The 25,310-nt window shown below is 74.8% G+C and carries 16 protein-coding genes and 1 pseudogene; 8 read left to right on the top strand and 9 right to left on the bottom strand.

What is annotated here, in order from left to right; all coding sequences use genetic code 11:
• The first annotated feature begins 4 nt into the window (after positions 1-4).
• A complete protein-coding gene (locus NQU55_RS27050) occupies positions 5-4,804 on the top strand; it encodes a hypothetical protein (protein ID WP_256791334.1) in 4,800 nt (1,599 codons plus the stop codon).
• A gap of 3 nt (positions 4,805-4,807) precedes the next feature.
• On the opposite strand, the gene NQU55_RS27055 is transcribed toward NQU55_RS27050, so the two are convergent.
• From NQU55_RS27055 to NQU55_RS27065, 3 genes and pseudogenes are all read right to left on the bottom strand, one after another.
• Entirely contained in the window at positions 4,808-5,440 is a 633-nt protein-coding gene (locus tag NQU55_RS27055; RefSeq protein ID WP_168095145.1) for a hypothetical protein, read from the bottom strand.
• Between the two features lie 13 nt (positions 5,441-5,453).
• A complete protein-coding gene (locus NQU55_RS27060) occupies positions 5,454-6,590 on the bottom strand; it encodes an L-histidine N(alpha)-methyltransferase (protein ID WP_168095144.1) in 1,137 nt (378 codons plus the stop codon).
• Between the two features lie 99 nt (positions 6,591-6,689).
• Positions 6,690-7,028 (bottom strand): annotated as a pseudogene (locus NQU55_RS27065) (hypothetical protein); the annotation flags it as partial.
• Positions 7,029-7,284: 256 nt separating this feature from the next.
• On the opposite strand from NQU55_RS27065, the gene NQU55_RS27070 reads away from it, so the two are divergent.
• The 4 genes from NQU55_RS27070 to NQU55_RS27085 all read left to right on the top strand — a co-directional run bounded on the left by NQU55_RS27070 (position 7,285) and on the right by NQU55_RS27085 (position 11,369).
• Positions 7,285-9,747 (top strand): sensor histidine kinase, encoded by a 2,463-nt coding sequence (locus NQU55_RS27070; protein ID WP_256791335.1) that lies wholly within the window; start codon positions 7,285-7,287, stop codon positions 9,745-9,747.
• The gene (locus NQU55_RS27075; RefSeq protein ID WP_168092849.1) at positions 9,744-10,199 is read left to right on the top strand and encodes a roadblock/LC7 domain-containing protein; all 456 of its coding nucleotides are present in this window, start codon (positions 9,744-9,746) and stop codon (positions 10,197-10,199) included. The genes NQU55_RS27070 and NQU55_RS27075 overlap by 4 nt, the downstream gene beginning before the upstream one ends.
• A complete protein-coding gene (locus tag NQU55_RS27080) occupies positions 10,196-10,624 on the top strand; it encodes a DUF742 domain-containing protein (RefSeq protein WP_256791336.1) in 429 nt (142 codons plus the stop codon). Before NQU55_RS27075 ends, NQU55_RS27080 begins: the two co-directional genes overlap by 4 nt.
• A gap of 145 nt (positions 10,625-10,769) precedes the next feature.
• Positions 10,770-11,369: a GTP-binding protein gene (locus NQU55_RS27085; RefSeq protein ID WP_168092850.1), complete on the top strand. Its 600-nt coding sequence runs from the start codon at positions 10,770-10,772 to the stop codon at positions 11,367-11,369.
• A gap of 50 nt (positions 11,370-11,419) precedes the next feature.
• On the opposite strand, the gene glpK is transcribed toward NQU55_RS27085, so the two are convergent.
• The 3 genes from glpK to NQU55_RS27100 all read right to left on the bottom strand — a co-directional run bounded on the left by glpK (position 11,420) and on the right by NQU55_RS27100 (position 16,414).
• A complete protein-coding gene (glpK, locus tag NQU55_RS27090) occupies positions 11,420-12,943 on the bottom strand; it encodes a glycerol kinase GlpK (protein WP_168092851.1) in 1,524 nt (507 codons plus the stop codon).
• A gap of 87 nt (positions 12,944-13,030) precedes the next feature.
• Positions 13,031-13,849, bottom strand: a complete 819-nt coding sequence (locus NQU55_RS27095) for a M15 family metallopeptidase (RefSeq protein ID WP_168092852.1) — start codon at positions 13,847-13,849, stop codon at positions 13,031-13,033.
• A gap of 78 nt (positions 13,850-13,927) precedes the next feature.
• Positions 13,928-16,414 (bottom strand): glycoside hydrolase family 31 protein, encoded by a 2,487-nt coding sequence (locus tag NQU55_RS27100; RefSeq protein ID WP_240976351.1) that lies wholly within the window; start codon positions 16,412-16,414, stop codon positions 13,928-13,930.
• 299 nt (positions 16,415-16,713) lie between these two features.
• On the opposite strand from NQU55_RS27100, the gene NQU55_RS27105 reads away from it, so the two are divergent.
• Positions 16,714-18,729: an acetoacetate--CoA ligase gene (locus NQU55_RS27105; protein ID WP_168092853.1), complete on the top strand. Its 2,016-nt coding sequence runs from the start codon at positions 16,714-16,716 to the stop codon at positions 18,727-18,729.
• 134 nt (positions 18,730-18,863) lie between these two features.
• Here the strand turns inward: NQU55_RS27105 and NQU55_RS27110 are convergent, their stop codons facing one another.
• Entirely contained in the window at positions 18,864-20,186 is a 1,323-nt protein-coding gene (locus NQU55_RS27110) for an aminotransferase class I/II-fold pyridoxal phosphate-dependent enzyme (RefSeq protein ID WP_168092854.1), read from the bottom strand.
• A gap of 49 nt (positions 20,187-20,235) precedes the next feature.
• Between NQU55_RS27110 and NQU55_RS27115 the strand changes: the two genes are divergently transcribed.
• Positions 20,236-21,522 carry an MFS transporter gene (locus NQU55_RS27115; protein WP_277355343.1) on the top strand — a complete coding sequence of 429 codons (1,287 nt, stop codon included), beginning with the start codon at positions 20,236-20,238 and terminating at the stop codon, positions 21,520-21,522.
• A gap of 26 nt (positions 21,523-21,548) precedes the next feature.
• Positions 21,549-22,571, top strand: a complete 1,023-nt coding sequence (locus tag NQU55_RS27120; protein ID WP_240976352.1) for a DUF8829 domain-containing protein — start codon at positions 21,549-21,551, stop codon at positions 22,569-22,571.
• 135 nt (positions 22,572-22,706) lie between these two features.
• Here NQU55_RS27120 and ptsP read toward each other — a convergent pair whose 3' ends face one another.
• Positions 22,707-24,377, bottom strand: coding sequence for a phosphoenolpyruvate--protein phosphotransferase (gene ptsP, locus NQU55_RS27125; protein WP_168092855.1), 1,671 nt, complete (start codon positions 24,375-24,377; stop codon positions 22,707-22,709).
• 86 nt (positions 24,378-24,463) lie between these two features.
• Complete coding sequence (locus NQU55_RS27130) at positions 24,464-24,913, bottom strand: PTS sugar transporter subunit IIA (protein ID WP_168092856.1); 450 nt, start codon at positions 24,911-24,913, stop codon at positions 24,464-24,466.
• Positions 24,914-25,310 lie beyond the last annotated feature (397 nt).

The following is a 25,310-nucleotide window of genomic DNA, read 5'->3' on the forward strand; positions in this document are numbered from 1 at the left end:
CGCCATGTACGAGCTGTCCCGGGTCCGCCTCTACTCCATCGGGCCCGCCGGTGCGCGCTACGCCGACACCGTGCTGGACCTCCGGGGCGTGGGCGCGCCCGTGCCCACGCCCGCGCCGACGCAGGCGGAGTTCTTCGAGGAGGAGCCCGTCGGCCCGCCGCGCCGCCCCGCGCCGGCCGGCGTGCTCTTCCTGGAGAACGGCGGCGGCAAGTCCGTCCTCCTCAAGCTCATCTTCTCGGTCATGCTGCCCGGCCACCGCAACACCCTGGGCGGCGCCAGCTCGGGCGTGCTGCGCAAGTTCCTGCTGGCGGACGACTGCGGGCACGTGGCCCTGGAGTGGCAGCACGTCCTGACGGGCGAGACCATCGTGGTCGGCAAGGTCAGCGAGTGGCGCGGCCGCCAGGTCTCCAACGACCCGCGCAAGTTCGCCGAGGCCTGGTACTCCTTCCGCCCCGGCCCGGGCCTGAGCCTGGACGCGCTGCCCGTCGCCGAGTCCAGCGCGATGCGCACCACCGCCGACGGCGCCTCCGGCTCTGTGCTGTCCGGCGCCTCCGGCGCACGGGGACGGCGCCGCACGATGAAGGGCTTCCGCGACGCCCTCACCGAGGCCGGCAAGGCCTACCCCCACCTGGACGTGGTCTGGGAGGAGATCCACGAGCGCTGGAACGAGCACCTGGGCGAGCTCGGCCTGGACCCCGAACTCTTCCGCTACCAGCGAGAGATGAACGCCGACGAGGGCGAGGCCGCCGGCCTCTTCGCCGTCAAGAACGACTCGGACTTCACCGACCTGCTGCTGCGCGCGGTCACCGACACCCGCGACACCGACGGCCTCGCCGACCTCGTGCACGGCTTCGCCCACAAGCTCGGCCGCCGCGCCGAGCTCACCGCCGAGCGGGACTTCACCGCCGGCTCCCTCGACCTGCTCTCCCGCATCGCCGAGGCGGCCGTCAAGCGCGAGCAGGCCCGCGGCGTGCACGCCGGCTCCGAGCGCCGCACCCGCGCCCTCGCCCGCCGCCTGTCCGCCCGCGCCTTCGAGGAGCGCGGCCGGGCCGGCGAGCTGGCCGAACAGGTCGCCGCCGCGGCCCACGCCGTCACCGACGCCGAGACCGGGCGCGGCCGCAGCTCCCTGGTCGCCGCCGAGATCGCCTACCGGCACGCCTCCCTGGCCCTCGCCGCGGCCGAGAAGGCCGCCGCCGCCCAGCGCCGCGAGCTCAACGACGCCCGCACCCTGCACTCCGCCTGGCAGGCCGCCGAGACCGTCCTGCGCCACCGCGCCGCCGCCGACCGCTCCGCGCGCGTCGCCGCCGCCATCCGCGAGGCCGAGCGCGACGCCGCCCCGGCGCTGGCCGCCCGCGCCCAGGCCGCCACCGAGCTCGTACGGGCCCTCAACACCGCCGCCGAGACCGGCGAGCAGCGCGCCAACGAGGAGGAGGAGCGCTCCGCCGCCCTCCAGGAGGCGAGCGAGGCCGCCCACCGCGACGCCACCGCGGCCGCCACCGAGGCCCAGCGCGCCCGCAGCGAATCCGGCCACCTGCGCCAGCGCCTGGCCGAGGTCGAGCAGGAGACCGCCGAGGCCGTCCGCGCCGGCTGGATCGACGAGGCAGGCGACGCCGACCCGGCCCGCGCCGCCCTCGCCGCCAGCGACGCCGAGAAGCCGGCCGTCGCCGCGTACGAGTCCGCGCGGGAGACCGCCCGTCAGGCCGCCGACCGGGCCAAGGAGACGGCCGCCGCCGAGAGCCGCGCCGAGCTGGCCGCCGCCCGCGCCGCGGACGCCGCCACCGCCGCCGAAGCCGCCTACGACGCCGAGAGCCGCGCCGCCGAGTCCATCGGCGCCGAGCAGCGCCTCGTCGAGCTGCTGGGCCTGCCCGAGCCGGCCTCCGGCCAGGTGCCCGGCCCGCGCACCGAGGCCGGCCACGGCGACGGCCGGCCGCCCGCCCCGCGCCGCTCCGCCGAGGACGCGCCGGACGGCGACGCCCCCTACTACCCCGGGGCCGTCCGGGCGGCCGCCCGCCGCGCCGCCGACGACCCGGCGCCCGCCCCCCGCCGCGCCGGCTCCGGCCCGCTGACCGCCGAGGAGCTCGACCGCAACGCCGACGCGCTGCGCGAGCTGCTCGACGACAGCGTCGCCTCCTCCGAGCGGCACCTGTTCGACCTGCGCACCGCCGCCGCCGACGACTCCCGCATCCTCGGCGCCCTCGGCGACGGCGGCCTGCTGCCGCCCCGCCCCGACGTCCTCGCGGCCGTGGAGTACCTCGGCGAGCACGGCATCCCCGCCCTGCCCGGCTGGCGCTACCTCGCCCAGGCCGTCGACCCGTCCCGGCACGCCGCCGTCCTCGCCGCCCGCCCCGAGCTCGTCGACGGCGTCGTCATCACCGACACCGACTCCCACGCCCGGGCCCGCGAGGTGCTGGACGCGGCCTCCCTGCTGCCCCGCTCCGCCCTCGCCGTCGGCACGTCCGAGGCCCTGCTCGCCCCCGTACCGGAGGCGGGCCGCCAGGACACCGGCGTCTTCCTCGTGGCCCCCAACCCCGCCATGCACGACGAGCGCGCGGCCGACGAGGAGCGGCACACCCTGCGCGAGCGCTCCCTCGCCCGCGACGAGGAGATCCGCGCCATAGCGGCCCGCCTCGCCGGCGACCGCACCCTCGCCGCCCGCCTCGCCTCCTGGCGCGCCGGCTGCCCCGCCGGCCGCCTCGCCGAGCTGGCCGGCGAGGCCACGCGCGCCCGCGCCGCCGCGGACACCGCCCAGGAGGAGCTGACCGGCCTGCGCGCCGCCCGCGCCGAGGCGGAGGAGACCGCCGCCGAGGCCGCCCGCGTGCGCGACGAGCGGCAGGAGACCGCCCAGCGCGCCCGCCGCGTCGCCGACGCCCTCGCCGGGCTCGCCTACCGCCTGCGCGAGCGCGCCAACTGGCAGACGCGCGCCCGCGAGCTCGCCGAGGAGGCCGCCGAGGCCGAGGAGCGGGCGGCCGTCTGCGTCGACCGCGCCCGCGCCGCCGACGAGGACCGCCGCGCCGCCCAGCGCGGCGCCGACGACGCCCGCCGCACCGCCCGCGCCCTGCGCGCCGAGCGCGCGGAGATCGCCGGCGCCCCCGACGAGGTCCCCGAGGCGAGCGAGCCCCCCACCGCCTCCCTGCCCGCCCTGCGCGAGGCCTACCGCACCGCCTCCCAGGTCTACGAGAAGGTCGGCGTCGGCGCCGACCTGCGCGCCGAGCAGGCCCGCGCCGAGAGCGACGAGAGCTCCGCCCGCAACGAGCTCGACCGTCTCACCAACAAGGTGCGCACCCGCGCCGCCCAGCTCCTGGAGGGCACCGAAGGCGCCGACGGCCCCTCCCGGCAGGCCGCCGCGGCCCGCGCCGAGGAGCTCGTCCAGATGCTGGAGAGCCGCGCCTCCGCGGCCAGCGAGCAGCTGGGCCGGCTGCGCGGCGAGGCCGAGCGCCTCGCCCCCGCCGACGGCGACGCCCACACCGAGCTCCCCGAGGAGCTCGTCCCCGGCGACGCCGACCGCGCCAAGGAGCTCCTGCGCACCGCCACCGGCGAACTCGCCGCCCGCACCGACGCCCTGGAGCGCGCCCGCACCGCCCACAGCGACCTGCTGCGCGCCCACCGCTCCGCCGAGGACGCCGCCACCGGCTTCGACGACACCGCGGCCCTCCTGCGCGACCTCCTGCGCGACAACTCCCCCGAGGACGACGCCGAGCAGCCCGAGCCGTACACCGGCGGCCTGGAGGAGGCCCGCCAGGCCGCGGCCGAGGCCCGCCGCTCCCTGCGCGGCTGCGCCGGCGACCTGTCGGCCGCCGAGGCCGCGGTCCGCGAGGCGAGCGACGTCCTCGTCCGGCACGCCAACTCCACCCGCTACGAGCAGGTGCGCACCCCCGCCCGCCAGCAGATCCGCGAGCTGCCCGCGGCGGCCCTGCCCGAGCACGCCGCCGCCTGGGCCGAGGCGTTCGCACCCCGCCTGCGGGTGCTGACCGACGAGCTGGAGCAGCTGGAGCGCAACCGCGACAGCATCGTGGACCGGCTGCGCGGCCTCGTGGAGTCCTCCCTGACCACCCTGCGCTCCGCCCAGCGCCTCTCGCGCCTGCCCGAGGGCCTGGGGGAGTGGTCGGGCCAGGAGTTCCTGCGCATCCGCTTCGACGACCCCGACCAGAGCACCCTCACCGAGCGCCTCGGCGAGGTCATCGACGAGGCGACCCGCTCGGCGGTCAAGAAGAACTCCGACCTGCGCCGCGACGGCATGTCCCTGCTCCTGCGCGGCGTCCAGGCGGCCCTGCAGCCGCGCGGCGTCGCCGTCGAGATCCTCAAGCCCGACGCGGTGCTGCGCGCCGAGCGGGTGCCGGTCCGGCAGATGGGCGACGTCTTCTCCGGCGGCCAGCTGCTCACCGCGGCCATCGCCCTGTACTGCACCATGGCCGCGCTGCGCAGCAACGACCGCGGCCGCGACAAGCAGCGCCACGCGGGCACCCTGTTCCTCGACAACCCCATCGGCCGCGCCAACGCCACGTACCTGCTGGAGCTCCAGCGGGCCGTCGCCGACGCGCTCGGCGTCCAGCTGCTCTACACCACCGGCCTGTTCGACACCACGGCCCTGGCCGAGTTCCCGCTGGTCATCCGGCTGCGCAACGACGCCGACCTGAGGGCGGGCCTGAAGTACATCAGCGTGGAGGAGCACCTGCGCCCGGGCCTGCCGCAGCAGCAGGATCCCGACGAGGAGCAGGTGCACGGCCAGATCACGGCCACCCGGATGTACCGCCGCCCGCCGGAGGAGGAGATCGCAGCGGGAGAGCAGGTGCGCGCGGGCTCGTAGGCCTCAGGGACCGAGCTGCTGCAGCCGCGCCACGACCCCCGGCTCGGCGTACCGCCCCCGCAGCAGCTCCTCCACGCTGCTCCGCAGCCGCCGCAGCCCGTCGAGCTGCCCGCCGGGCCGGTGCATGGCCTCGTCGATGGCCAGCAGCTCCTCCGGCGGCACCCGCGAGACGTACGTGCGCAGCTCGGTGAGGTCCAGCCGCCGGTTGAAGTCGTGCACGGCGTCGCGCCAGCGGTGCAGCAGGGCGACGAGCTCGTCGTGCCCGGGTCCGGAGAACACCCCGGACACCAGCGCGGCGTCCGTCGCCGACTGCAGGAGCCGGGGGTAGACGCGCGCCCGGGGCGCGAACCGGTCCAGGGGCGCGAAGCCCGTGCCGAGGAGCTCGGTGTTCTTCACCAGCTCGTCGGCGAGGGCGTACAGCGCCTGGGCGCGCCGCTCGCGGGCCGCCGCCCGGCGCTCGGCGTAGACCCCGGTGATGGCGGCGACGAGCGCGAGCCCGGAGGCCGCGGGCTCGAAGTGCTCGTCGCGCCCCCGGGCGACGGTCAGCCACCACACGCAGATGCCGAGGGCGGCCAGCAGGCAGGCGACGGTGGCGGCGGCGAAGAACTGCCGGCTGAGCCGGCCGAGGAGTCCCACGGCGCCCGGGCCGTCAGTCGAACGGGTTGGGGCCGGCGGGCCGGGTGCCGTCGCCGGGGGCGAGGAGCAGCAGCGTCATCCCGAACGCGGGCCCGTCGAAGGCCGTGTGCCCGGCTTCGTGGGTCTCGCCGACCGTGGTGACCCGCGCGTCCACCAGCATCTTCTCCAGCCCGGTACGGGTGTACTTGCGGCTGAGGAGGAGGCGGATGGTGTCCTGGTCGGGGAAGCGGACGGTGCTGCGGTCGGGCAGGGTGAGCTGCAGCTCGGACCCCGTGCGGTTGCGGTAGATCACCTTGATCTTCAGGGCCCGGTCGTCCTCGACCAGGCCCTCGCAGGTGAGGCTGTTCATGTCGATCTGCAGGTCCGTGTACTGCAGCAGGGCGCTGGTGACGAACTCCCGGAAGCGCGGGCTGTTCTCGTACTCCTGCGCGGCGGCGCGGGCCGCCGCCTCGTCCTGTCCGGCCGTACCGGCCACCTCCAGCAGGAAGCGGTCCTGCGGCCGCAGCAGCTTCTCGGCCAGCAGTGCCAGCAGCTGGGTGTCGCTGTCGAAGTTGGCGAGGGTGTTGCCCAGCAGGGAGTACACGACGGGCTCGCTGCCGACCGTGCGGCGGATGAGGGTGCCCAACCGGTCGAGGTTGGCGGGCATCGAGAAGTCCAGCTGGACGGGGAGCACGTCCGCCGCGGGCACGTGCAGGTGCTGCAGGGCCTCGCGCTGCGCGAGGCGCAGCATCTCGGCGCTCACGTCCACCGGTATGTAACAGCCGCAGCGGCCGCGGCTGTCCAGGGAGCGCAGCAGGGCCTGGTCCTTCTGCCCAGTGCCGGGGCCGAGGCTCACGTAGTGCAGCGGCCCGTCCGGGAGTCTCTCGCTCAGGCCCCGCCAGCGGCGGCTGAAGGAGGCGATGCTCTCGCGCATCACGGGGTAGTACAGGTCGTTGCAGGCGTGGGCCCAGGCCACGGTGGACTCCAGGCCCCAGTAGGAGAAGCCGGAGGTGATCAGCTTTCCCGAGCCCGAGGGATCCGGGCCGCGCCGTAACCCCGCGGTCACCTGGGCCAGCTTGCCCGACTGCTCCTCGCCGACCAGACACACCGTCCAGCCGGCATCCCGGAGCACTTCCGGAATGCGATGCACCGCCTGATCCCGCTCAGCCATCCGTACATCCCCCCATGGCCCGTCCGCCCGCCCGTGCCCGGTGTACGACACCGTCAACCGCCGAACCTACCCGGCCCTTGACGATCAGGGGAAGCCGGGACGCCGGGCCCGTCTGCCGGCGCGCGCCGAACTGCTGGGCACGGACACCACTCCGTGTCTCTGCCGCCACACCTGCCGCGTGACCCACACGTCCAGCACCGCCCAGGTCGTCGCCACGACGCTCGCCAGGGTGCACAGCAGCGCCGGCAGGGCCAGCCACGAACCGGCGAACGCGAACAGCGCCGCGACCATCGCCTGCACCAGCGTCACGGCGACGAAGAGGACCGCGCGCACCGCGGCGGTGCGCACCGGATCCGGCATCCGGCGCCGGCGCGCGGGCTGCTCCACCCACAGCGGCGGTCGCGCCCGGCGCGACGGCTCGTCATGATCCCGCTCCACGACGGCTCACCCCCTCGTCGGCGGCCCGGCCGCCTCCCGTGCCGAGCCCGGCCGCGGCCGGTCCGGCTCCCTCCACAAGAGCGATGGACGGTGCCCGATAGTTCCCATGGGCAGGGAATTACCGCCATACGGGTGGCCGCCACGACGGTCCGATCGCCGTACTGGCCTTCGAGTCCCGTACCCCGCAGTAGTAGGCTCACGCCGCATTGTTGTCGGAACACCACCCCATCAGAGCGGGGTTGACGTTGGGGAGGCCATGCGCTTTCGCGGGAAATCGATCCGCCGGAAGATCGTGGCGCTGCTGCTGGTGCCGCTGGTGTCCCTCACGGGCCTGTGGGTCTTCGCCACCGTCATCACCGGCACGGAGGCCGCCCGGCTGCTCTCCGCCGCCGAGGCCATCCGCACCGCGGGCCTGCCCGCCGAGGAGCTCGTCCGCGCGTTGCAGAAGGAGCGCCGCCAGACCCTCGTCCACCTCGCCGACCCGCGCCGCGCCGACAACCTCGCCGTCCTGCGCGAGCAGCAGGACGCCACCGACAAGACGGCCGCCGGCTTCCGCCGCGGCGCCGGCAAGGTCCGCGACGACATGAGCCCCGCCACCGACGTCCGCTACCGGCGCATCGAGAAGGCCCTGGGCGACCTCGAGGGCCTGCGCGGCAAGGTCGGGGCCGGCGCCATCAGCCGCTACGGCGCCTTCCAGGCCTACAACGACCTGGTGGAGCCCTACTACGCCTTCCTCGGCAGCCTCGGCGCCTTCGAGGACGCCGAGATGGACAAGCAGGCCCGCGCCCTCATCGGCGTGGCCCGCGCCCGCGAGGCGCTCTCCCGCGAGGACGCCCTCCTCGCCGCCGCCCTCACCACCGGCACCATGAGCCGCCAGGACCTGCGGGCCGTCTCCGACCGCGTCGCCGAGCGGCAGATCCTCTTCAGCACCAGCCTCTCCGTGCTGCCCGCCGGCGACCAGAAGATCTTCGAGGAGTACTGGCGCGGCTCGGGCCCCCACGCCCTGCGCGCCGCCGAGGACACCGCCATCCTCGCCGGCTCCTCCCGCGCCCCGCAGACCATCGACCCGATGCGCTGGGAGCGGGCCGCGGGCGTCGTGCTCGACGAGCTCGCCCGGATGAACACCGAGGCCACCGCCCGCTACGCGGACCGCGTCGAGCCGATCGCCGTCCGCGTCCTGACCAAGGCCGCCGTCGCCGGCGTCCTGGGCGCCGCCGCGCTCGTCTGCTCCCTCGTCATCTCCCTGCGCATCGGCCGCGGCCTGGTGCGCGACCTGCGCCGGCTGCGCAAGGAGGCCCACGAGGCCTCCGGCATCCGGCTGCCCGCCGTCATGCGCCGCCTGGCCGCGGGCCAGCGGATCGACCTCGCCGCCGAGGCCCCGCCGCGGGAGTTCGGGCCCGACGAGATCGGCCAGGTCGGCAAGGCCCTCGACACCCTGCAGCGGGCCGCCGTCGAGGCCGCCGTCAAACAGGCCGACATGCGCCGCGGCGTCGCCGACGTCTTCGTCAACCTCGCCCGCCGCAGCCAGGTCCTGCTGCACCGTCAGCTCACCCTCCTCGACGCCATGGAGCGCCGCACCGAGGACACCGAGGAGCTCGCCGACCTCTTCCGCCTCGACCACCTCACCACCCGCATGCGCCGTCACGCCGAGGGCCTGGTGATCCTCTCCGGCGCCGCCCCCGCCCGGCAGTGGCGCAAGCCCGTCCGCCTCATGGACGTCGTCCGCGGAGCCGTCGCCGAGGTCGAGGACTACGAGCGGATCGAGGTGCGCCGCCTGCCCCGGCTGGCCGTGCGCGGCCCCGCCGTCGGCGACCTCACCCACCTCGTCGCCGAACTCCTGGAGAACGCCACCGTCTTCTCCCCGCCGCACACCGCCGTGCAGGTGCACGGCCAGCGCGTCGCCAACGGCTTCACCCTGGAGATCCACGACCGCGGCCTCGGCATGTCCCCGGACGCCCTGCTGGAGGCCAACCTCCGGCTCGCCGAGACCCCCGAGTTCGAGCTCTCCGACACCGACCGGCTCGGCCTGTTCGTCGTCAGCCGGCTCGCCCGCCGCCACGACGTGCGCGTCTCGCTCCAGACCTCCCCGTACGGCGGCACCACCGCCGTCGTCCTCATCCCCCTGGACCTGCTCACCGAGACCGACGCCCGGTCCGGGGACGAGGACACGGGCGAGCAGGCGCTCGCCAAGGGCCGGGCCCCGGTGCCGCCGGCGCGGACCGCGCGCTCCCGCGACCGGCTCCCCGCGCCCGCCGCCGCGCCGGCCGATGACCTGCTCTGCCCGTTCGAACCGCGCCCGGACGAGGGCGAGGAGCACCACCAGGCGGGCGACGGACCGCTGCCGCTGCCGCGCCGCAGGCCCTCCGCCCCGGCGACCGCGCCGGCCTCCTCCCCGGCGGACCGCCCGGAGAGGCCCGGGGCCGAGCGGACGCCCCCCGGCGGGCTGCCCCGGCGCGTACGCCAGGCGAGCCTCGCCCCCCAGCTGAAGAAGGACCCGTCCTTGGGGAAGGACGTGACGGCCACCCGCACCCACGGCGGGCCGGCCGGCCCGGACTCCGCCGGTCCGGAACCCGAGCGCGACGCCGACGAGGTGCGGGCCAGGATGGCCGCCCTCCAGCGCGGCTGGCAGCGCGGCCGGGAGCACAATGAGGCGGACGCACCGAACAGACCACCGAGAAAAACCGCACCAGGAACCACATCTGAGGGGGACGGTCGATGACCGCACCGAAGGCCGACAACGGGACAACCACCGCAGCGAACGGCGCACCGGCCGGCACGGGCGAACTGAACTGGCTCCTCGACGAACTCGTCGAGCGCGTCGGCAGCATCCGCAAGGCGCTCGTGCTCTCCGGCGACGGGCTGGCGACCGGGACCTCCAAGGACCTCTCGCGCGAGGACGGCGAGCACCTGGCGGCCGTGGCCTCCGGCTTCCACAGCCTCGCCAAGGGCGTAGGACGCCACTTCGACGCGGGCAAGGTCCGCCAGACCGTCGTCGAGCTGGACGAGGCCTTCCTCTTCGTCACGGCCGCCGGCGACGGCAGCTGTCTGGCCGTGCTCGCCGACGCCGACTCCGACATCGGCCAGGTCGCCTACGAGATGACGCTGCTCGTCAAGCGGGTGGGCGCGCACCTGGCCACCGCTCCGCGCACCGGCGTAGCCGCCGACGGGTGACCGCCGGCCTGACCGGGGACGGCTCCGGCGACGGGGACGTGCGCTGGTACGACGACGCGGCGGGTCCGGTGGTCCGCCCGTACGCCATGACCCGCGGGCGCACCCGCAGCGCGGACGGGGCCGGCCTCGACCTCATCGCGGTCGTCGTCGCCGAGGACCCGGCGGACCACCCCGGAGCCGCCCACGCCCTCGCCGACCAGACGCTGTCCCCGGAACACCTCGACATAGCGGAGCTCACCCGGGACATGCCGCGCTCGGTCGCGGAGCTGGCGGCGGGCCTCGACCTGCCCGTCGGCGTGGTGCGGGTGCTCGTCGGCGACCTGCTCGACGCCGGGCTCGTCCGGGTCACCCGGCCGGTGCCCCCGGCGGAACTGCCCGACGAAAGCATTCTGCGCGAGGTGATCGACGGGCTGCGGGCCCTCTGAGACGCGGTGCGCGGGCGCCGGGCCCGGAGCCCGCGCACCGCACACCGGAAGAGACTTGTCGTGAGCACGGTCTCTACGGAACGATCACCTTCCACCGGGGGAGCGGGACACCGCGAACGCCCCCACGACCGGAGGACGAACAACCATGAGGTCCCTGCTCCCCGACCGCGGCCGCACGCGCCCGGCGACGGCCCCGGTGGCCCTCAAGCTCCTGGTCGCCGGGGGCTTCGGGGCCGGCAAGACCACCCTCGTCGGCGCGGTCAGCGAGATCCGGCCGCTGCGCACGGAGGAGCTGCTCACCGAGGCGGGCAGGCCCGTCGACGACACCTCCGGCGTGGAGGGCAAGCGCACCACCACCGTGGCCATGGACTTCGGCCGCATCACCCTCCGCGACGACCTGGTCCTCTACCTCTTCGGCACCCCCGGCCAGGACCGCTTCTGGTTCCTGTGGGACGAGCTGGCCCGCGGCGCGCTCGGCGCCGTCGTCCTCGCCGACACCCGGCGGCTGCAGGACTGCTTCGCCGCCGTCGACTACTTCGAGCGCCGCGGCATCCCCTTCACCCTCGCCGTCAACTGCTTCGACGGCGCCGAGCGCTACCCCGAGGAGGACGTCCGCGACGCCCTCGACCTCGACCCGGGCGTGCCGGTGATCCTGTGCGACGCACGGGAGAAGGAGTCGGTGAAGGGGGTGCTGGTGTCCGTGGTGCAGCAGCGGTTCACCGCGCTCGCCCAGCAGGCCGGCTAGTCCGGCCGGACCAGCCGGGCCAGCCGGGCCGGCCGGGCCTGCCGGACCGGTCAGGCCGGCCCGCCCTGCTCGGGCGCCTGCACCCAGCCGAAGCTGCGCTCCACCGCCCGGCGCCACACCCGGTACTCGGCCTCCCGCGCCTCCGGCGCCCGCCGGGGCGTCCACTCCGCGTCCCGCCGCCAGTGCGCCCGCAGCTCGTCCGGATCGCGCCACACGCCGGTCGCGAGACCCGCCGCGTAGGCCGCGCCCAGGCTGGTGGTCTCGGTGACCACCGGCCGGATCACCGGCACGCCCAGCACGTCGGCCTGGTGCTGCATCAGCAGCCCGTTGGCCGTCATCCCGCCGTCCACCTTCAGCGAGCTGATCCGCACGCCGGAGTCCTGGAACATCGCGTCCACCACCTCCCGCGTCTGCCAGCTCGTGGCCTCCAGCACCGCCCGCGCCAGGTGCGCCCGCGTGACGTAGCCGGTCAGCCCGGTGATCACGCCCCGGGCGTCCGAGCGCCAGTAGGGCGCGTACAGGCCGGAGAAGGCGGGCACGATGTACGCGCCGCCGTTGTCGGGGACGCTCGCCGCCAGCGCCTCGATCTCGTCGGCCGAGCGGATCAGCCCCAGCCGGTCGCGGAACCACTGCACGAGCGCGCCCGTGACGGCGATCGACCCCTCCAGGCAGTAGACGGCCGGCTCGCCGCCCAGCCGGTAGCCCACCGTCGTCAGCAGGCCGCTCTTGGACGGCACGGGCCGCGTCCCGGTGTTCAGCAGCAGGAAGCTGCCCGTGCCGTAGGTGTTCTTGGCCTCGCCCACCCCGTAGCAGGTCTGCCCGAACACCGCCGCCTGCTGGTCGCCGAGGGCCGCCGCCACCGGCACCCCGGCCAGCGGCCCCACGGCCCTGCCGTACACCTCGCAGGAGGACCGGATCTCCGGCAGCACCGCCTCGGGGACGCCCATCGCGGACAGGATCCCGGCGTCCCACTGGAGCGTGCCGAGGTCCATCAGCAGGGTGCGCGACGCGTTCGTCACGTCCGTGACGTGCACCCCGCCGTCGGGGCCGCCCGTCAGGTTCCAGATGAGCCAGGAGTCGACCGTGCCGAACGCTATCTCGCCGTTCTCGGCACGCCGCCGCAGCCCGGGCACGTGCTCCAGCAGCCAGGCGACCTTGGGCCCGGAGAAGTAGCTCGCCAGCGGCAGCCCCGTCGCCGCCCGGAACCGGTCCTGCCCGTCCGCACCGCCCAGCTCCCGGCAGAGCGCGTCCGTACGCGTGTCCTGCCAGACGACCGCGTTGTGCACCGGCTTGCCCGTCGAGCGGTCCCACAGGACCGTCGTCTCCCGCTGGTTGGTGATGCCCAGACCGCTCAGCTCGCCGGCCTCCAGCCCCGCCGCGGCCAGTGCACCCGCCACCACCGCCTGCACCTTCGCCCAGATCTCGGCGGCGTCGTGCTCCACCCAGCCGGGCTTGGGGAAGATCTGCCGGTGCTCGCGCTGGTCCGCGCCGACGGGCCGGCCGTCCCGGTCGAAGACGATGCAGCGGCTGGAGGTGGTGCCCTGGTCGATCGCGGCGACGTACGGACCCGTCATGGCGTCTCCTGACCTCGGAACCTGTCCGGACCTGTCAGGACGGGAAGTGTTCCCCCGCCGTGACGGAGCGTCAAGGCACTCGGAGCGTCACGGCGCGGGACGGCGCAGCACGGGGAAGTCGAAGTACGTGTCGGGGAACGGCTCCGGCTTGAAGGTGTAGTGCCACCACTCCTCCGGCAGGTTGACGAACCCCTCCCGCTCCAGCGCCGACTTCAGCAGCAGCCGGTTCGCCCGCTGCACGCCCGTGATCCGCGGGTCCAGGGTGTGCGAGAGGGTGTCGAAGCAGTCGAAGCCCGTGCCCATGTCCACGGAGTTGTCGGGGAAGCGCTGCTCCCGCGGCGCGTAGCACGGCACGAGCGGCTCCCCGGGCACGTACGGCCGCGTCGGCCAGGCCGGCAGCCTCACTATCGTCACGTCCAGCGTGCTGCCGCGGCTGTGCCCGGACTTCGCCGCGATGTACCCGTCCTCGAACAGCCGGGTCTTCTCCACGCGCGGGTAGAACTCCGCCTTCATCCGGGTGTCCGCGAGGTCTTTGGCCCACTCCACGAAGTCGTTCACCGCCCGCTGCGGCCGGTAGCAGTCGTACACCTTCAGCCCGTAGCCCCGGCGCAGCAGCGAGCGCTGCGCCCGGTGCAGGGCGTCGGCGGCCTCCCGCGTCAGGACGCACATGGGGCGCAGATAGCCGTCCACGCGGTGGCCCGTGAAGTTGTGCACGGTCACGTACCGCATCTCCTGCAGGATCGTCGGATCCACGTCGGCGAGGGCCACGAACCCGCGGGGCGGACGCGGCTCCGCGGAGGCGGCCCGAGCCGGCGGCGCGGCGGCCGGGAGGGACAGGAGCGTCAGGAGGGCCGCGGCGGGCAGGACGAAGGCCCGCAGGACGGCCCGGAATCGGGGTCTGTTCATGCCACCCGGATAGCAGCCGGACGGGCTCCCGGGGAAGGGCGCCCGCCCTCTCACTTCACTGCGCTCCCCTCTGCTCCGTCACGCGCCCTCTCCCCGCACGCGGACCGGATACCCCACCTCCTCCGCACCCTCCTGCTCCACGACCACCGCACCGTCCCGCCGGCGCGTGGTGAACCGCACGGCCTCCTGCGGCTCCCATCCGTCACCGCCGTCCGGGACCAGCACGCCGCCGCCGGTGCGACCCGGAGCCGGAGCCCACACCTCCAGTTCCACCGGTCCGGAAGGCCCGGAAGGCCCGGAAGGCCCGGAAGACGCGGTAGGCCCGGAGGGCCCGGAGAGTGCGGCGAGTTCGGACCGCCCGGCCGGCGACGGTCCGGCCGGCCCGGAAGCGCTCTCCGCGGTCCTCTGCACCGGAATCACCGAACCCGCCCGCGCCAGCACCGGGATCCGCGACAGCGGCGCGTCCAGCAGCACCTGCCCCGGCCCCTCGTGGGCCTTGCCCGTCGCCGTGTCGTACCAGAGCCCGCGCGGCAGCCGGACCGCCCGCCGGTCCGCCCCCTGCTCCAGCACCGGCGCCACCAGCAGCGAATCGCCCAGCAGGAACGCGTCCTCACAGTCCCGCAGCGCACGGTCCTCCGGCGAACGCCACCACACCGGACGCACGTAGGGCGCCCCCGTACGCCGCGCCAGGTGCGCGAGCGTCACGAAGTACGGCAGCAGCCGCATCCGCTCCCGCAGCGCCGCCCCCGCGTGCTCCAGCGCCTCCCCGCCGAACTCCCACGGCTCCCGCGGCCCCGCGTCGATCGCCGAATGCGTGCGGAACAGCGGCAGGTAGGAGCCCAGCTGGAACCAGCGCACGTACAGCTCGGGCGAGGGGAACCCGGAGAAACCGCCGATGTCCGGGCCCGAGTACGGGACCCCGCACAGCCCCAGGCCCAGCACCAGCGACAGCGACGCCCGCAGCCCCGGCCACCCCGTGGCCACGTCGCCCGACCACGTACCGCCGTAGCGCTGCATGCCCGCCCAGCCCGAGCGCGAGAAGAGGAACGGGCGCTCGCCCGGCCGCAGCTCGCACAGCGCCTCGTAGCCGGCCCGGGCCATGGCCAGGCCGTACACGTTGTGCGCCTCCCGGTGGTCGCCGCCGCGCCCCTCCAGCGAGTGCCGCGCCGACAGCGGCAGCGACGGATCCCCGAACGGCGCGAACGACACCGGCTCGTTCATGTCGTGCCACACACCCGAGAACCCCTGCGCCAGCCGCTCCCCGTACAGCCCGCCCCACCACTTGCGCACCCGCGGATCGGTGAAGTCGGGGAAGACCGACTCGCCCGGCCACACCTCCCCCCGCACCCGGCGCCCCCGCGCGTCCCGCACGAACGCGTCGGCCGCCGCCCCGCTGTCGAACACCCACTGGCCCGGCTCCGCCTTCACCGCCGGGTCCACGATCGACACCAGCCGCACCCCCCTCTCCCGCAGCTCCGCCGCCAGCCCCGGCAGATCGGGGAACCGCTCCCGGTCCACCGTGAAGACGCGGTGCCCCCGGTAGTGGTCGATGTCCAGGTGCAGGGCCGACAGCGGCAGCCCGCGCTCGGCGTACCCCTCCACCACCCGCCGCACCTCGCGCTCGCTGCCGAAGCCCCAGCGCGCGTGATGGTGACCGAGCGCCCACGCGGGCGGCAGCGCAGCGGCTCCCGTCAGGGACGCCCAGCCGTGCAGCACCCGCGCCGGCGTCCCCACCAGCACCCAGTAGCGCAGCGGCCCCCCGTCCATCCGCACCTCGCAGCGGCCCGGCCGGTCGTGGCCCGAGCCCGCGCCCTCCTCGCCCTCCGCCAGCGTCACCCGCCCGTCCCACGAGTCGTCGTGGAACACCAGGTGCGTGCCCGCGTCCGCCACCACCAGCTGCACCGGCATCGTGATGTACAGCGGATCGTCGCCCGGCACGAAGGCGCCGTCCGGATCGGTGTTCCACAGCCGGTACGAGCCGTCCCGCAGCCGCGGACCCGCCGCCCGGCCGCCCAGCCCGAAGAAGCGCGCGTCCGCCGCCACCTCCGACCGCAGAGCCCACCGCGGCTCACCCGCCCCCTGCCGCTCGCGCCCCTCCGCGTCCGCCGGCTCCCACCAGCGCGGCGGCAGATCGCGCCGCAGCAGCACGCCCCCGGGCGTCCGCACCTCCACCGTCCCGTGCCGGCCCACCACCACCAGCACCCGCTCCGACACCACCCGCCAGCCGCCGTCGGTGTCCGGCTCCAGCACCGCCCGCTCGTCCACCTCCGGCCCCGGCCCGTTCAGGGCGTACGACGGCTCCGGGCCGGCCCCGTCCCAGCCGCAGAACACCGCGCCGCCCGCCGCCACCCGCACGCGCAGCGACGACCGCGCGAAGCGGACCACCCCGCCGCCCGGCAGCGGATCCGCCCCCTGCGCCGCACCCGGCACCCGCGCCCGCTCCGCACCCGGCCGCGGCAGCCCCGCTCTGTCCGCGCTCCGCCGCCGCAGCGCCGACCGCAGGGACCGCACTCCCCGCGCCGTACGGACCGTCCTCACTAACCGCAGCAGATCACGCGCATCCATGCTGCTCAGACTGCCACCCGCACGATCGCCGGCGCCCGCCGTTCAGACGCCGTTCACCCCCGCAGGGACAACGGCGGGGTGCCGGGGGAACCCGGCGCGCGTGAGGCGGACGGGACGCGGCCCCGCCCGCGGCCGGCGGGATCCGCGCCGCAGTGTGCCGTCGGCCCTGGTGCGGGAGTCGATCACGTGGCATCGTCCTGGTCAGCCGTGCCACGCGCACACCCCGCCCGTGCGCGCGGCGCACGAGGACGATGCCACCACGCGATGCCCACGACGCGCAGAAGCCCGGGAGCCGCCAGATGACCACCGCACCGCAGCCCGCCGAAACGCCGGAGCCCCTGTGGACCCCCGGCGCCGACCGCGTCGCCCGCGCCCGGGTCACCCGCTTCCAGGCGTGGGCGGCGGAGCGCCACGGCGCCCCGGCCGTGGTCCCCGGCGACCCCGCCGCGAGCTACGCCGCCCTGCACCGCTGGTCCGTCGACGAGCTCGAGACCTTCTGGCGGGCCTTCGCCGAATGGTCCGGCGTCCGCTTCTCCCACCCCTACGAGCGCGTCCTCGCCGACCGCTCGATGCCCGGCGCCACCTGGTTCCCCGGCGCCACGCTGAACTACGCCGAGCACGCGCTGCGCGCCGCCGAGGACCCCGCACGGGCCGGCGAACCGGCCCTGCTCGCCGTCGACGAGACCCACGAGCCCAGCCCGGTCACCTGGACCGAGCTGCGCCGCCGGGTCGGCTCGCTCGCCGCCGAGCTGCGCCGCCTCGGCGTGCGCCCGGGCGACCGCGTCTCCGGCTACCTGCCCAACATCCCGCACGCCGTCGTCGCCTTCCTCGCCACCGCGGCCGTCGGCGCCGTGTGGACCTCCTGCGCACCCGACTTCGGCGCCCGCAGCGTCCTGGACCGCTTCCAGCAGGTCGAACCCGTCGTCCTGTTCACCGTCGACGGCTACCGCTACGGAGGCAAGGAACACGAGCGCACCGGCACCGTCGCCGAACTGCGCACGGGCCTGCCCACCCTGCGCGCCGTCGTCCACATCCCGCTGCTGGGCACCCCGGCCCCCGAAGGCGCCCTGGAGTGGGACGCACTGGTGGCCGAGGACGTGGAACCCGTCTTCGAAGAGGTCCCCTTCGACCACCCGCTGTGGGTGCTCTACTCCTCCGGCACCACCGGCCTGCCCAAGGCCATCGTCCAGTCCCAGGGCGGCATCCTCCTCGAACACCTCAAGCAGCTCTCCCTGCACTGCGACCTCGGCCCCGGCGACCGCTTCTTCTGGTACACCTCCACCGGCTGGATGATGTGGAACTTCCTCGTCTCCGGCCTCCTGGTGGGCTCCACCGTCGTCCTCTACGACGGCAGCCCCGGCCACCCCGACACCGCCGCCCAGTGGCGCATCGCCGAACGCACCGGCGCCACCCTCTACGGCACCTCGGCCGCCTACGTCATGGCCTGCCGCAAGGCGGAGGTCCACCCCGGCCGGGACTTCGACCTCTCGCGCGTGAAGTGCGTGGCCACGACGGGCTCGCCGCTGCCGCCCGACGGGTTCCGCTGGATCCACGACGAGTTCCACGAAGAGGGGGCCGAGGACATGTGGATCGCCTCGGTGAGCGGCGGCACGGACGTCTGCAGCTGCTTCGCGGGCGCCGTCCCGACCCTGCCCGTCCACATCGGCGAGCTCCAGGCCCCCTGCCTCGGCACCGATCTCCAGGCCTGGGACCCCCACGGCAAGCCCGTCGTCGGCGAGGTCGGCGAGCTCGTCGTCACCAACCCCATGCCCTCGATGCCCATCCACTTCTGGAACGACCCCGAAGGCACCCGCTACCGCGAGAGCTACTTCGAGATGTTCCCCGGCGTCTGGCGCCACGGCGACTGGATCACCCTCACCCCGCGCGGCAGCGTCGTCATCCACGGCCGCTCCGACTCCACCCTCAACCGGCAGGGCGTCCGTATGGGCTCCGCCGACATCTACGAGGTCGTCGAACGCCTCCCCGAGATCCGCGAGTCCCTCGTCATCGGCGTCGAACAGCCGGACGGCGGCTACTGGATGCCCCTCTTCGTCCACCTGGCACCGGGCACGCGACTGGACGACGCCCTGCTCGACCGCATCAGGCGCACCATCCGCGAGAACCTCTCGCCCCGCCACGTCCCCGACGAGGTCATCGAGGTCCCGGCCGTCCCGCACACCCTCACGGGCAAGCGCATCGAGGTCCCGGTGAAGCGCCTCCTCCAGGGCACGCCGCTGGAGAAGGCGGTGAACCCGGGCTCGGTGGACAACGCGGACCTGCTGAAGTTCTACGAGGAGCTGGGCCGCAAGCGCTAGCAGGCCACGGCTCGTCCGAGCACCATCTCAGCCCGTCCGGCGATTGAGGACGAGCGCGTTCAGCGCGATACGGGGGGTCCGGGGGCGGAGCCTCCGGTTACGGGAAGGGGCGGGTAGGGGATAAGCCCCACCCGTCACCCCCCGTACGTCGCCTGAGCCTCCCCCAGCACAGCAGCAAAATCGGCGGCAAGCCGCCCCGCTTCCACGGGCAACAGATCCGCCGTGGTGATCCGCACCCCCGGCCCCGCCCCGATCCGGAACCGCGCCCCCGCGGCCACCCACCACCCGCAGGACCGCAGCCCGTTGACGACGGCTGCCTCGTCCCGCACCGGCACCCACACGTTCAGGCCCCCGCCCCCGTGCGCGGAGATCCCCCGCCGGGCCAGCTCCCCGATGAGCGCCTCGCGCCGCACGGCGTACGCGGTGCGGGCCTCGTCGACCAGGGCCCGGGCCCCGGGGTCGGCGAGCAGCCCGGCCACGGCCTCCTGCAGCACGTGGCTGACCCAGCCGGAGGTCAGCAGCAGCCGCCCGTCGTGCCGCGCCAGCGTTGTCGCGTCGCAGGCCAGCGCGGCCCACCGCAGGTCCGGCCCCAGGTGCTTGGTGACGGTGCGGACCTGGGCCCAGCGGGCGAGCCGGCCCCCGGCGGTCAGGCTGTGCAAGGGGGCGCCGCAGATCTCCGCGGTGTAGTCGTTCTCGACGACCAGCACGTCCGGCGCCTCCGCGAGCACCGCGGCCAGCGCGTCGCGCCGGGCGGCCGAGAAGCAGCCGCCGTACGGATTCTGGGCCCGCGGGCTGCAGATGACGGCCCGTACGCCGCCGCGCACCGCGGCCCGCAGCTCCTCCGGCCGCATGCCCTCGTCGTCCACCCGGACCGGCACGATCCGCAGGCCGAGCGCCGGCACGAGGTCGAGCAGGTGGTGGTATCCGGGGTCCTCCATCGCCACCGCGTCACCGGGCCGCAGTTCGGTGGAGAGCAGCCGGGCCACGCAGTCGAGCGCGCTGTGGGCGAAGGTCACGTGCGCGGACGGGACCCCGTCGCGCTCGTACCAGGCGCGGGTGAGCTCCTCCAGCCGGGCCAGCCGCGGCGCCGCACGGTGCGAGCGGCCGCCCCGGGCCACCTGCGCGGGCGGCGTCAGTTCGGGCAGGAACGCCGGATCTGGGTGGCCGCCGGCCAGGTCCCGCAGCCCTTCGGGCACCTTCGGCGGGCGCCGGGAGGCGACGGCCGGAGCCTCGGCGACGACCGTCCCGCCGCGCCCGCGGGTGACGACGATGCCCCGGCGGCGCAGCTCCTTGTACGTGGTGGCGACCGTCCCCGGGCTCACCCCGAGATGTTCCGCGAGCGTGCGCACCGGGGGGAGCGAGCTGCCGGGCGCGAGCGCGCCGTCGGCCACGCCACGCTCGATGGACGCGGCAATCCCCTTGGCGTTCGTACCAGTGATCTCATATTGTGTCACCACAGAACTGAGTATGTATCAATACAATAATCGCGTCAAGGGGGATCACCGCATGCAGATACCGGGGGGACCGGACGGCCGCCGCATGCTCGCCGTCACCTTCGTCGACAGGACGGGCTCAGGCCTCTGGGGCGCCACGGCCGTCCTGTACTTCACCTACGTCGCCGGGCTCGGCACCGCCCAGATCGGCCTGCTGCTCGGCGTCTCCGGCGCCATCGGCATCGCCGGCCCGCCCCTCGGCGGCCTCCTCGCCGACCGCCTCCCCCTGCGGACGCTGCTCGCCGCCGTCCAGGCCCTCCGCGCCGTCGCCTCACTCGCCCTCCTCACCACCACCGACCTGCGGCTCCTGCTCGCCATCACCGCGGTCGGCAGCCTCGGCGACCGCGCGTCCGCCGTCCTCACCAAGCTCTACGCGACCCGCATCGCCGGCCCCGACCGCAGCCGCTACCAGGCCGTCAACCGGACCGTCTCCAACGTGGGCTGGGCCGTCGGCGGCCTCGCGGCGGCCGGAGCCCTCGCCGCCGGCACCACCGCCGTCTACCGCTGGCTGCTCGCCGGCGACGCCCTGTCCTTCGTCGCCGTCGCCCTGCTCACCCTGCGCTGCGGCGAACCGCCGTCGGCCTCGCGCGTGGTGACGGCGGGCGGGCCGGCGGCGGGCGGGTCGGCTGCCGGCGCCGCGGAGGGCCGGACGGCCGCGGAGTCCGGCGCCGCGGCCGTCACCAACCCCTGGCGCGACCGCCGTTACCTCGCCTACACCGCCTCCGAAGCCTTCCTCTGCCTCGACGACTCCGTCTTCAAGGTCGGCCTCGCCCTGTGGGCCGTCACGGCCACACCCGTCCCGCACGGCCTCGTCCCCCTCCTCCTCGTCCTCAACAACGTGCTCGTGGTGTGCTTCCAGGTCCCCTTCGCCCGCTTCGGGACCACCTCCGAGAAGGCGCGCACCTCGCTGTACCCCCTGGCCGCGGCCTACTTCGCAGGCGGAGCGGCCCTCGCCGCGTCGGCCACCGGCACCCGCCCGGTCGCCGTCACCGCCCTGATCCTCGCCGCGGTCGCCTTCACCGTCGCCGAGATGCTCCACGCCACCGTCTCCTGGGAACTGTCCGTCACCCTCGCACCGCCCACCGCCCAAGGCGCCTACCTCGGCGTCCACGGCCTCGCGTCGGCGGTCCAGCGCAGCATCGGACCCGTGGCCGTGACCGGCACCATCGCGGCCGGACCCCTCGGCTGGCTCGGCTTCGGCGCCGGTCTCGCCGTCATGTGCCTCGCCCAGCGCAGGCTCACCCGCGACGACGGCGGGACCCCGTTGTCAGTGCCTCCCCTTACGGTGAGTGAGCATTGATCACACGCGCTCAGGGGGAGAAGAAGATGGCGCATTCACGTGACGGCGGAGGACGGCCGGCGGGCGGCAAGCGGCCCGCGGGGAAGCGGCTGTCGGGGAAACGCCTGACGGGGGAGGGGAAGCGACCGGCGGGCAGGAAGCGCCCGCACACCAAACAGCGCGACGGCGGGAAGAGAACGCTCACCGAGCGGCGCAGGCCCGGCGCACGGCGCCTGCTGCGCCGCGAAGTGCCCAGCACCGTGGCCGTCCTGGCCGGAGCGGACGACTTCGCGGCCATGCAGGGCTACACGAGCTTCCCCTTCGACGACCACGCCACCTACATGCGGCAGGTGGAGGGCCTGCTGCGCGACTTGACCGCCCGCGGCACGCACACGAGCGTCGCCCTCTTCGACCCCGTCGCCTACGCCGAGTTCTGCACCGACTCCCACCTCGACCCCGACGCCCCGGCCAGCCGCACGCGCTACACCGCGGAGGTCGCAGCCGCCGGCACCAAGGTCACCTACGGGGGCGAGCCCCTCGCCCGCCTGCTGCCCCGGCTCATCGCCGAGGCGGAACAGCAGGCGACGTGGGAGTACGCCTCGGCCCTGCTGACCCGCGGCGACTGCGACTCCTGCGGCGAGGACATCGGCCGCGCCGCCTTCGCCAGGGCCACCGCCCTCCTGCGGAGGATCATCCGGGCGGCCGGCCCCGGCACCCACCACCTCGTCTGCAGCATCCCGGCCGAAGGGCGGACCCCGCTCGTGGCCGTGCTGCACACGGAGAGCCGTGACGACGGCCTGCTCCACCTCGGCGAGGCGGCCGCCCTCGTCTTCTGCACCGTCCTCGCGGCAGGCATCGCCACGGAACGGCCGGGCGGCGTGGTCCTGCGCAGCATGCGGCCCGGTCACCGCGACACCGTCCGCGGCTGGAACCTCAAGGACGGCGGCCGGCTCCACCCGCTCACCGAAGCGGAAGTCTTCGCCGCCTACTGCACCGACGCCCGCACCGGCGAACCCGTACCGCCCGAGCCCGACGTCGACTACTGCGCGGGGCTGCCCTTGGAGGACTGAGCGACCGGGGACTGAGCGACCGGGGGCCTGAGCGACCGGCGGTGGCCGGCCCGGGAACGGACGAAGGGTGCCCCGCCACCCGGCGGGACACCCTTCACCTCTCAGCTCACGCCACCGCGACGGTGACGGCCCGGCTCACTCGCCGGACAGCACCGCCTGCGCGGCCAGACGGGCCTCTTCGGCCGAGTCCGTCGCACGGGCCGCGGCGGCGGCACGCTCGCACTGGGCCAGCGTGTGCTTGGCCAGGGTCGCGCGGACGTACGGAATCGACGCCGCACCCATGGACAGGCTCGTCACGCCCAGACCGGTCAGCACACAGGCCAGCAGCGGGTCCGCCGCGGCCTCGCCGCACACGCCGCAGCTCTTGCCCTCGGCCTTGGCGGCCTCGGCGGAAGCCGCGACCAGGTCGAGCAGCGCCGGCTGCCACGGGTCCTGCAGCCGCGACACCGCACCGACCTGACGGTCGGCGGCGAAGGTGTACTGCGCCAGGTCGTTGGTGCCCAGCGACAGGAACTCGACCTCCTGCAGGATCGAGCGGGCCCGCAGCGCGGCGGAGGGGATCTCCACCATCGCCCCGAACTTCGCCTGCAGCCCGGCCTCGCGGCACGCGTCCGCGAACGCCTTCGCGTCCGTGCGGTCGGCCACCATCGGCGCCATGACCTCAAGGTAGACCGGCAGCCCCTCGGCGGCCTTGGCCAGCGCGGTGAGCTGCGTGCGCAGCACGTCCGGGTGGTCGAGCAGGGTGCGCAGACCCCGCACGCCCAGCGCCGGGTTCGGCTCGTCGGCCGGCGTCAGGAAGTCCAGCGGCTTGTCCGCGCCCGCGTCCAGCACCCGCACGACCACACGGCCCTCGGGGAACGCCTCCAGCACCTTGCGGTACGCCTCGACCTGCTTGGCCTCGGACGGCGCCTTCTTGCTGTCGTCCAGGAACAGGAACTCGGTACGGAACAGACCGACGCCCTCGGCGCCCGCCTCGACGGCCGCCGGCACGTCCCCCGGACCGCCGACGTTCGCCAGCAGGGGCACCTTGTGCCCGTCCGACGTCGCACCCGGGCCGGAAGACGCCGACAGCGCGGCCTTGCGCTCCTCGGCCGTCTTGATCAGCTCCGCGCGCTTCTCCGGGCTCGGGTCGACGAAGATGTCGCCCGTGCTGCCGTCCACGGCCACCACCGTGCCCTCGGCAAGCTCACCCGCACCCGGCAGCGCCACGACCGCCGGCACTCCGAGCGCACGCGCCAGGATGGCGCTGTGGCTGGTCGGCCCGCCCTCCTCGGTCACGAAGCCCAGCACCAGGGTCGGGTCGAGCAGGGCGGTGTCGGCGGGAGCGAGGTCCCGGGCGATCAGCACGTAGGGCTCGTCGCTGTCCGGCACGCCCGGCATCGGCACGCCCAGCAGGCGCGCGACGATGCGGTTGCGCACGTCGTCCAGGTCGGCCACGCGGCCGGCCAGGTACTCGCCGGCGTTGGCGAGCAGCGCGCGGTAGGCGGCGAAGGCGTCGTACACCGCGCGCTCCGCGGTGCTGCCGACGGTGATGCGCCGTTCGACGTCGGCCATCAGCTCGGGATCCTGGGCCATCATGGCCTGGGCCTCCAGCACGTGCTGGGCCTCGCCGCCGGCCAGGTTGCCGCGCGCGATGAGGTCGGCGGCCACAGCTTCCACGGCCTGGCGCGCGCGGCCCTGCTCGCGCGGCGCCTCGTCCGTCGGAATCTGCTTGGCCGGCGGCTCCAGAACCGCCGTGCCCATGTGCCGGACCTCGCCGATCGCCACACCGTGGCTCACGCCGACGCCTCGCAGCGTTGTCTCCATTTCACCCGTCTCCGGTTGATGCGGCGGCTCGGGCCGCCGCGGTGGATGTCGTACGTGCCGCTCCCCTTCTCAGGGAGCGGTATCGGCTACTTCCAGCTGAAGAGCTGGTCGCCGGCCTTGACGTCGCCGTCCTCGCGGACGTCGCCGAGGGAGTCGGCGGTCGCCTCGAGCGCGACGATCGGGCAGATCGGCGACTTGCCGGCCGCTTCGACGGCGACCGGGTTCCAGCGCACGACGTCCTGGCCGCGCGTCACGGTGTCGCCCTTGTTGACGAGCAGCTCGAAGCCCTCGCCGTTGAGCTGGACGGTGTCGATGCCGAGGTGCGTCAGCACACCGTGGCCCTCGGCGTCCACGACGACGAACGCGTGCGGGTGCAGCGAGACAATGACGCCGTCGACGGGAGAGACCGCGGCGTGGGGCTCACGTACGGGGTCGACAGCGGTACCGGGTCCCACCATCGCGCCGGAGAAGACCGGATCGGGCACTGCCGCGAGTCCGATGGCGCGTCCGGCGATCGGGGACGTCACGGTGGTCATGGGAAGCCTCCCAGGTGGAGATTCGTCACGCGCCGTCACTACCTGTCCTGGACGGCGCACTGGTCGGAAGCCTAAGTCATAGGAACTGAGGGTTCCGCACGAGTGATCGGGCCCTTGGCATGTGCGGTGCGTAATCGATTTGCCTCGCATGAGGAGGGCATGTACTGTCAGATCCCTGCCCACGACCGAGGCCCGCAGACAACTGCCGGCGAGGCGAGGGCGGCACCTATCGGAAGTGATCCTTTCTCGGGTCCACTGCTGTGCCCGTATGTCTTTATGACTGCGGAAAACAGGGTGGCGGGAGAGCGGAAAAGCTCCTGATAGAGTGTGAAACACAACGAAGGGAAGCGCCCGGAGGAAAGCCCGAGAGGGTGAGTACAAAGGAAGCGTCCGTTCC

The sequence above is a fragment of the Streptomyces telluris genome, assembly GCF_024519335.1.
Taxonomy (GTDB): domain Bacteria; phylum Actinomycetota; class Actinomycetes; order Streptomycetales; family Streptomycetaceae; genus Streptomyces; species Streptomyces telluris.

What these genes read in the sequence shown, in the direction of transcription:
- NQU55_RS27085 (WP_168092850.1), top strand. Translation starts at nt 10,770, where the DNA reads ATGAGGTCCCTGCTCCCCGACCGCGGCCGCACGCGCCCGGCGACGGCC.
- NQU55_RS27115 (WP_277355343.1), top strand. Translation starts at nt 20,236, where the DNA reads ATGCAGATACCGGGGGGACCGGACGGCCGCCGCATGCTCGCCGTCACC.
- NQU55_RS27100 (WP_240976351.1), bottom strand. Translation starts at nt 16,414, where the DNA reads ATGGATGCGCGTGATCTGCTGCGGTTAGTGAGGACGGTCCGTACGGCG.
- NQU55_RS27050 (WP_256791334.1), top strand. Translation starts at nt 5, where the DNA reads ATGTACGAGCTGTCCCGGGTCCGCCTCTACTCCATCGGGCCCGCCGGT.
- NQU55_RS27060 (WP_168095144.1), bottom strand. Translation starts at nt 6,590, where the DNA reads ATGGCTGAGCGGGATCAGGCGGTGCATCGCATTCCGGAAGTGCTCCGG.
- NQU55_RS27130 (WP_168092856.1), bottom strand. Translation starts at nt 24,913, where the DNA reads ATGACCACCGTGACGTCCCCGATCGCCGGACGCGCCATCGGACTCGCG.
- NQU55_RS27070 (WP_256791335.1), top strand. Translation starts at nt 7,285, where the DNA reads ATGCGCTTTCGCGGGAAATCGATCCGCCGGAAGATCGTGGCGCTGCTG.
- NQU55_RS27105 (WP_168092853.1), top strand. Translation starts at nt 16,714, where the DNA reads ATGACCACCGCACCGCAGCCCGCCGAAACGCCGGAGCCCCTGTGGACC.
- NQU55_RS27095 (WP_168092852.1), bottom strand. Translation starts at nt 13,849, where the DNA reads ATGAACAGACCCCGATTCCGGGCCGTCCTGCGGGCCTTCGTCCTGCCC.
- glpK (WP_168092851.1), bottom strand. Translation starts at nt 12,943, where the DNA reads ATGACGGGTCCGTACGTCGCCGCGATCGACCAGGGCACCACCTCCAGC.
- ptsP (WP_168092855.1), bottom strand. Translation starts at nt 24,377, where the DNA reads ATGGAGACAACGCTGCGAGGCGTCGGCGTGAGCCACGGTGTGGCGATC.
- NQU55_RS27120 (WP_240976352.1), top strand. Translation starts at nt 21,549, where the DNA reads ATGGCGCATTCACGTGACGGCGGAGGACGGCCGGCGGGCGGCAAGCGG.
- NQU55_RS27075 (WP_168092849.1), top strand. Translation starts at nt 9,744, where the DNA reads ATGACCGCACCGAAGGCCGACAACGGGACAACCACCGCAGCGAACGGC.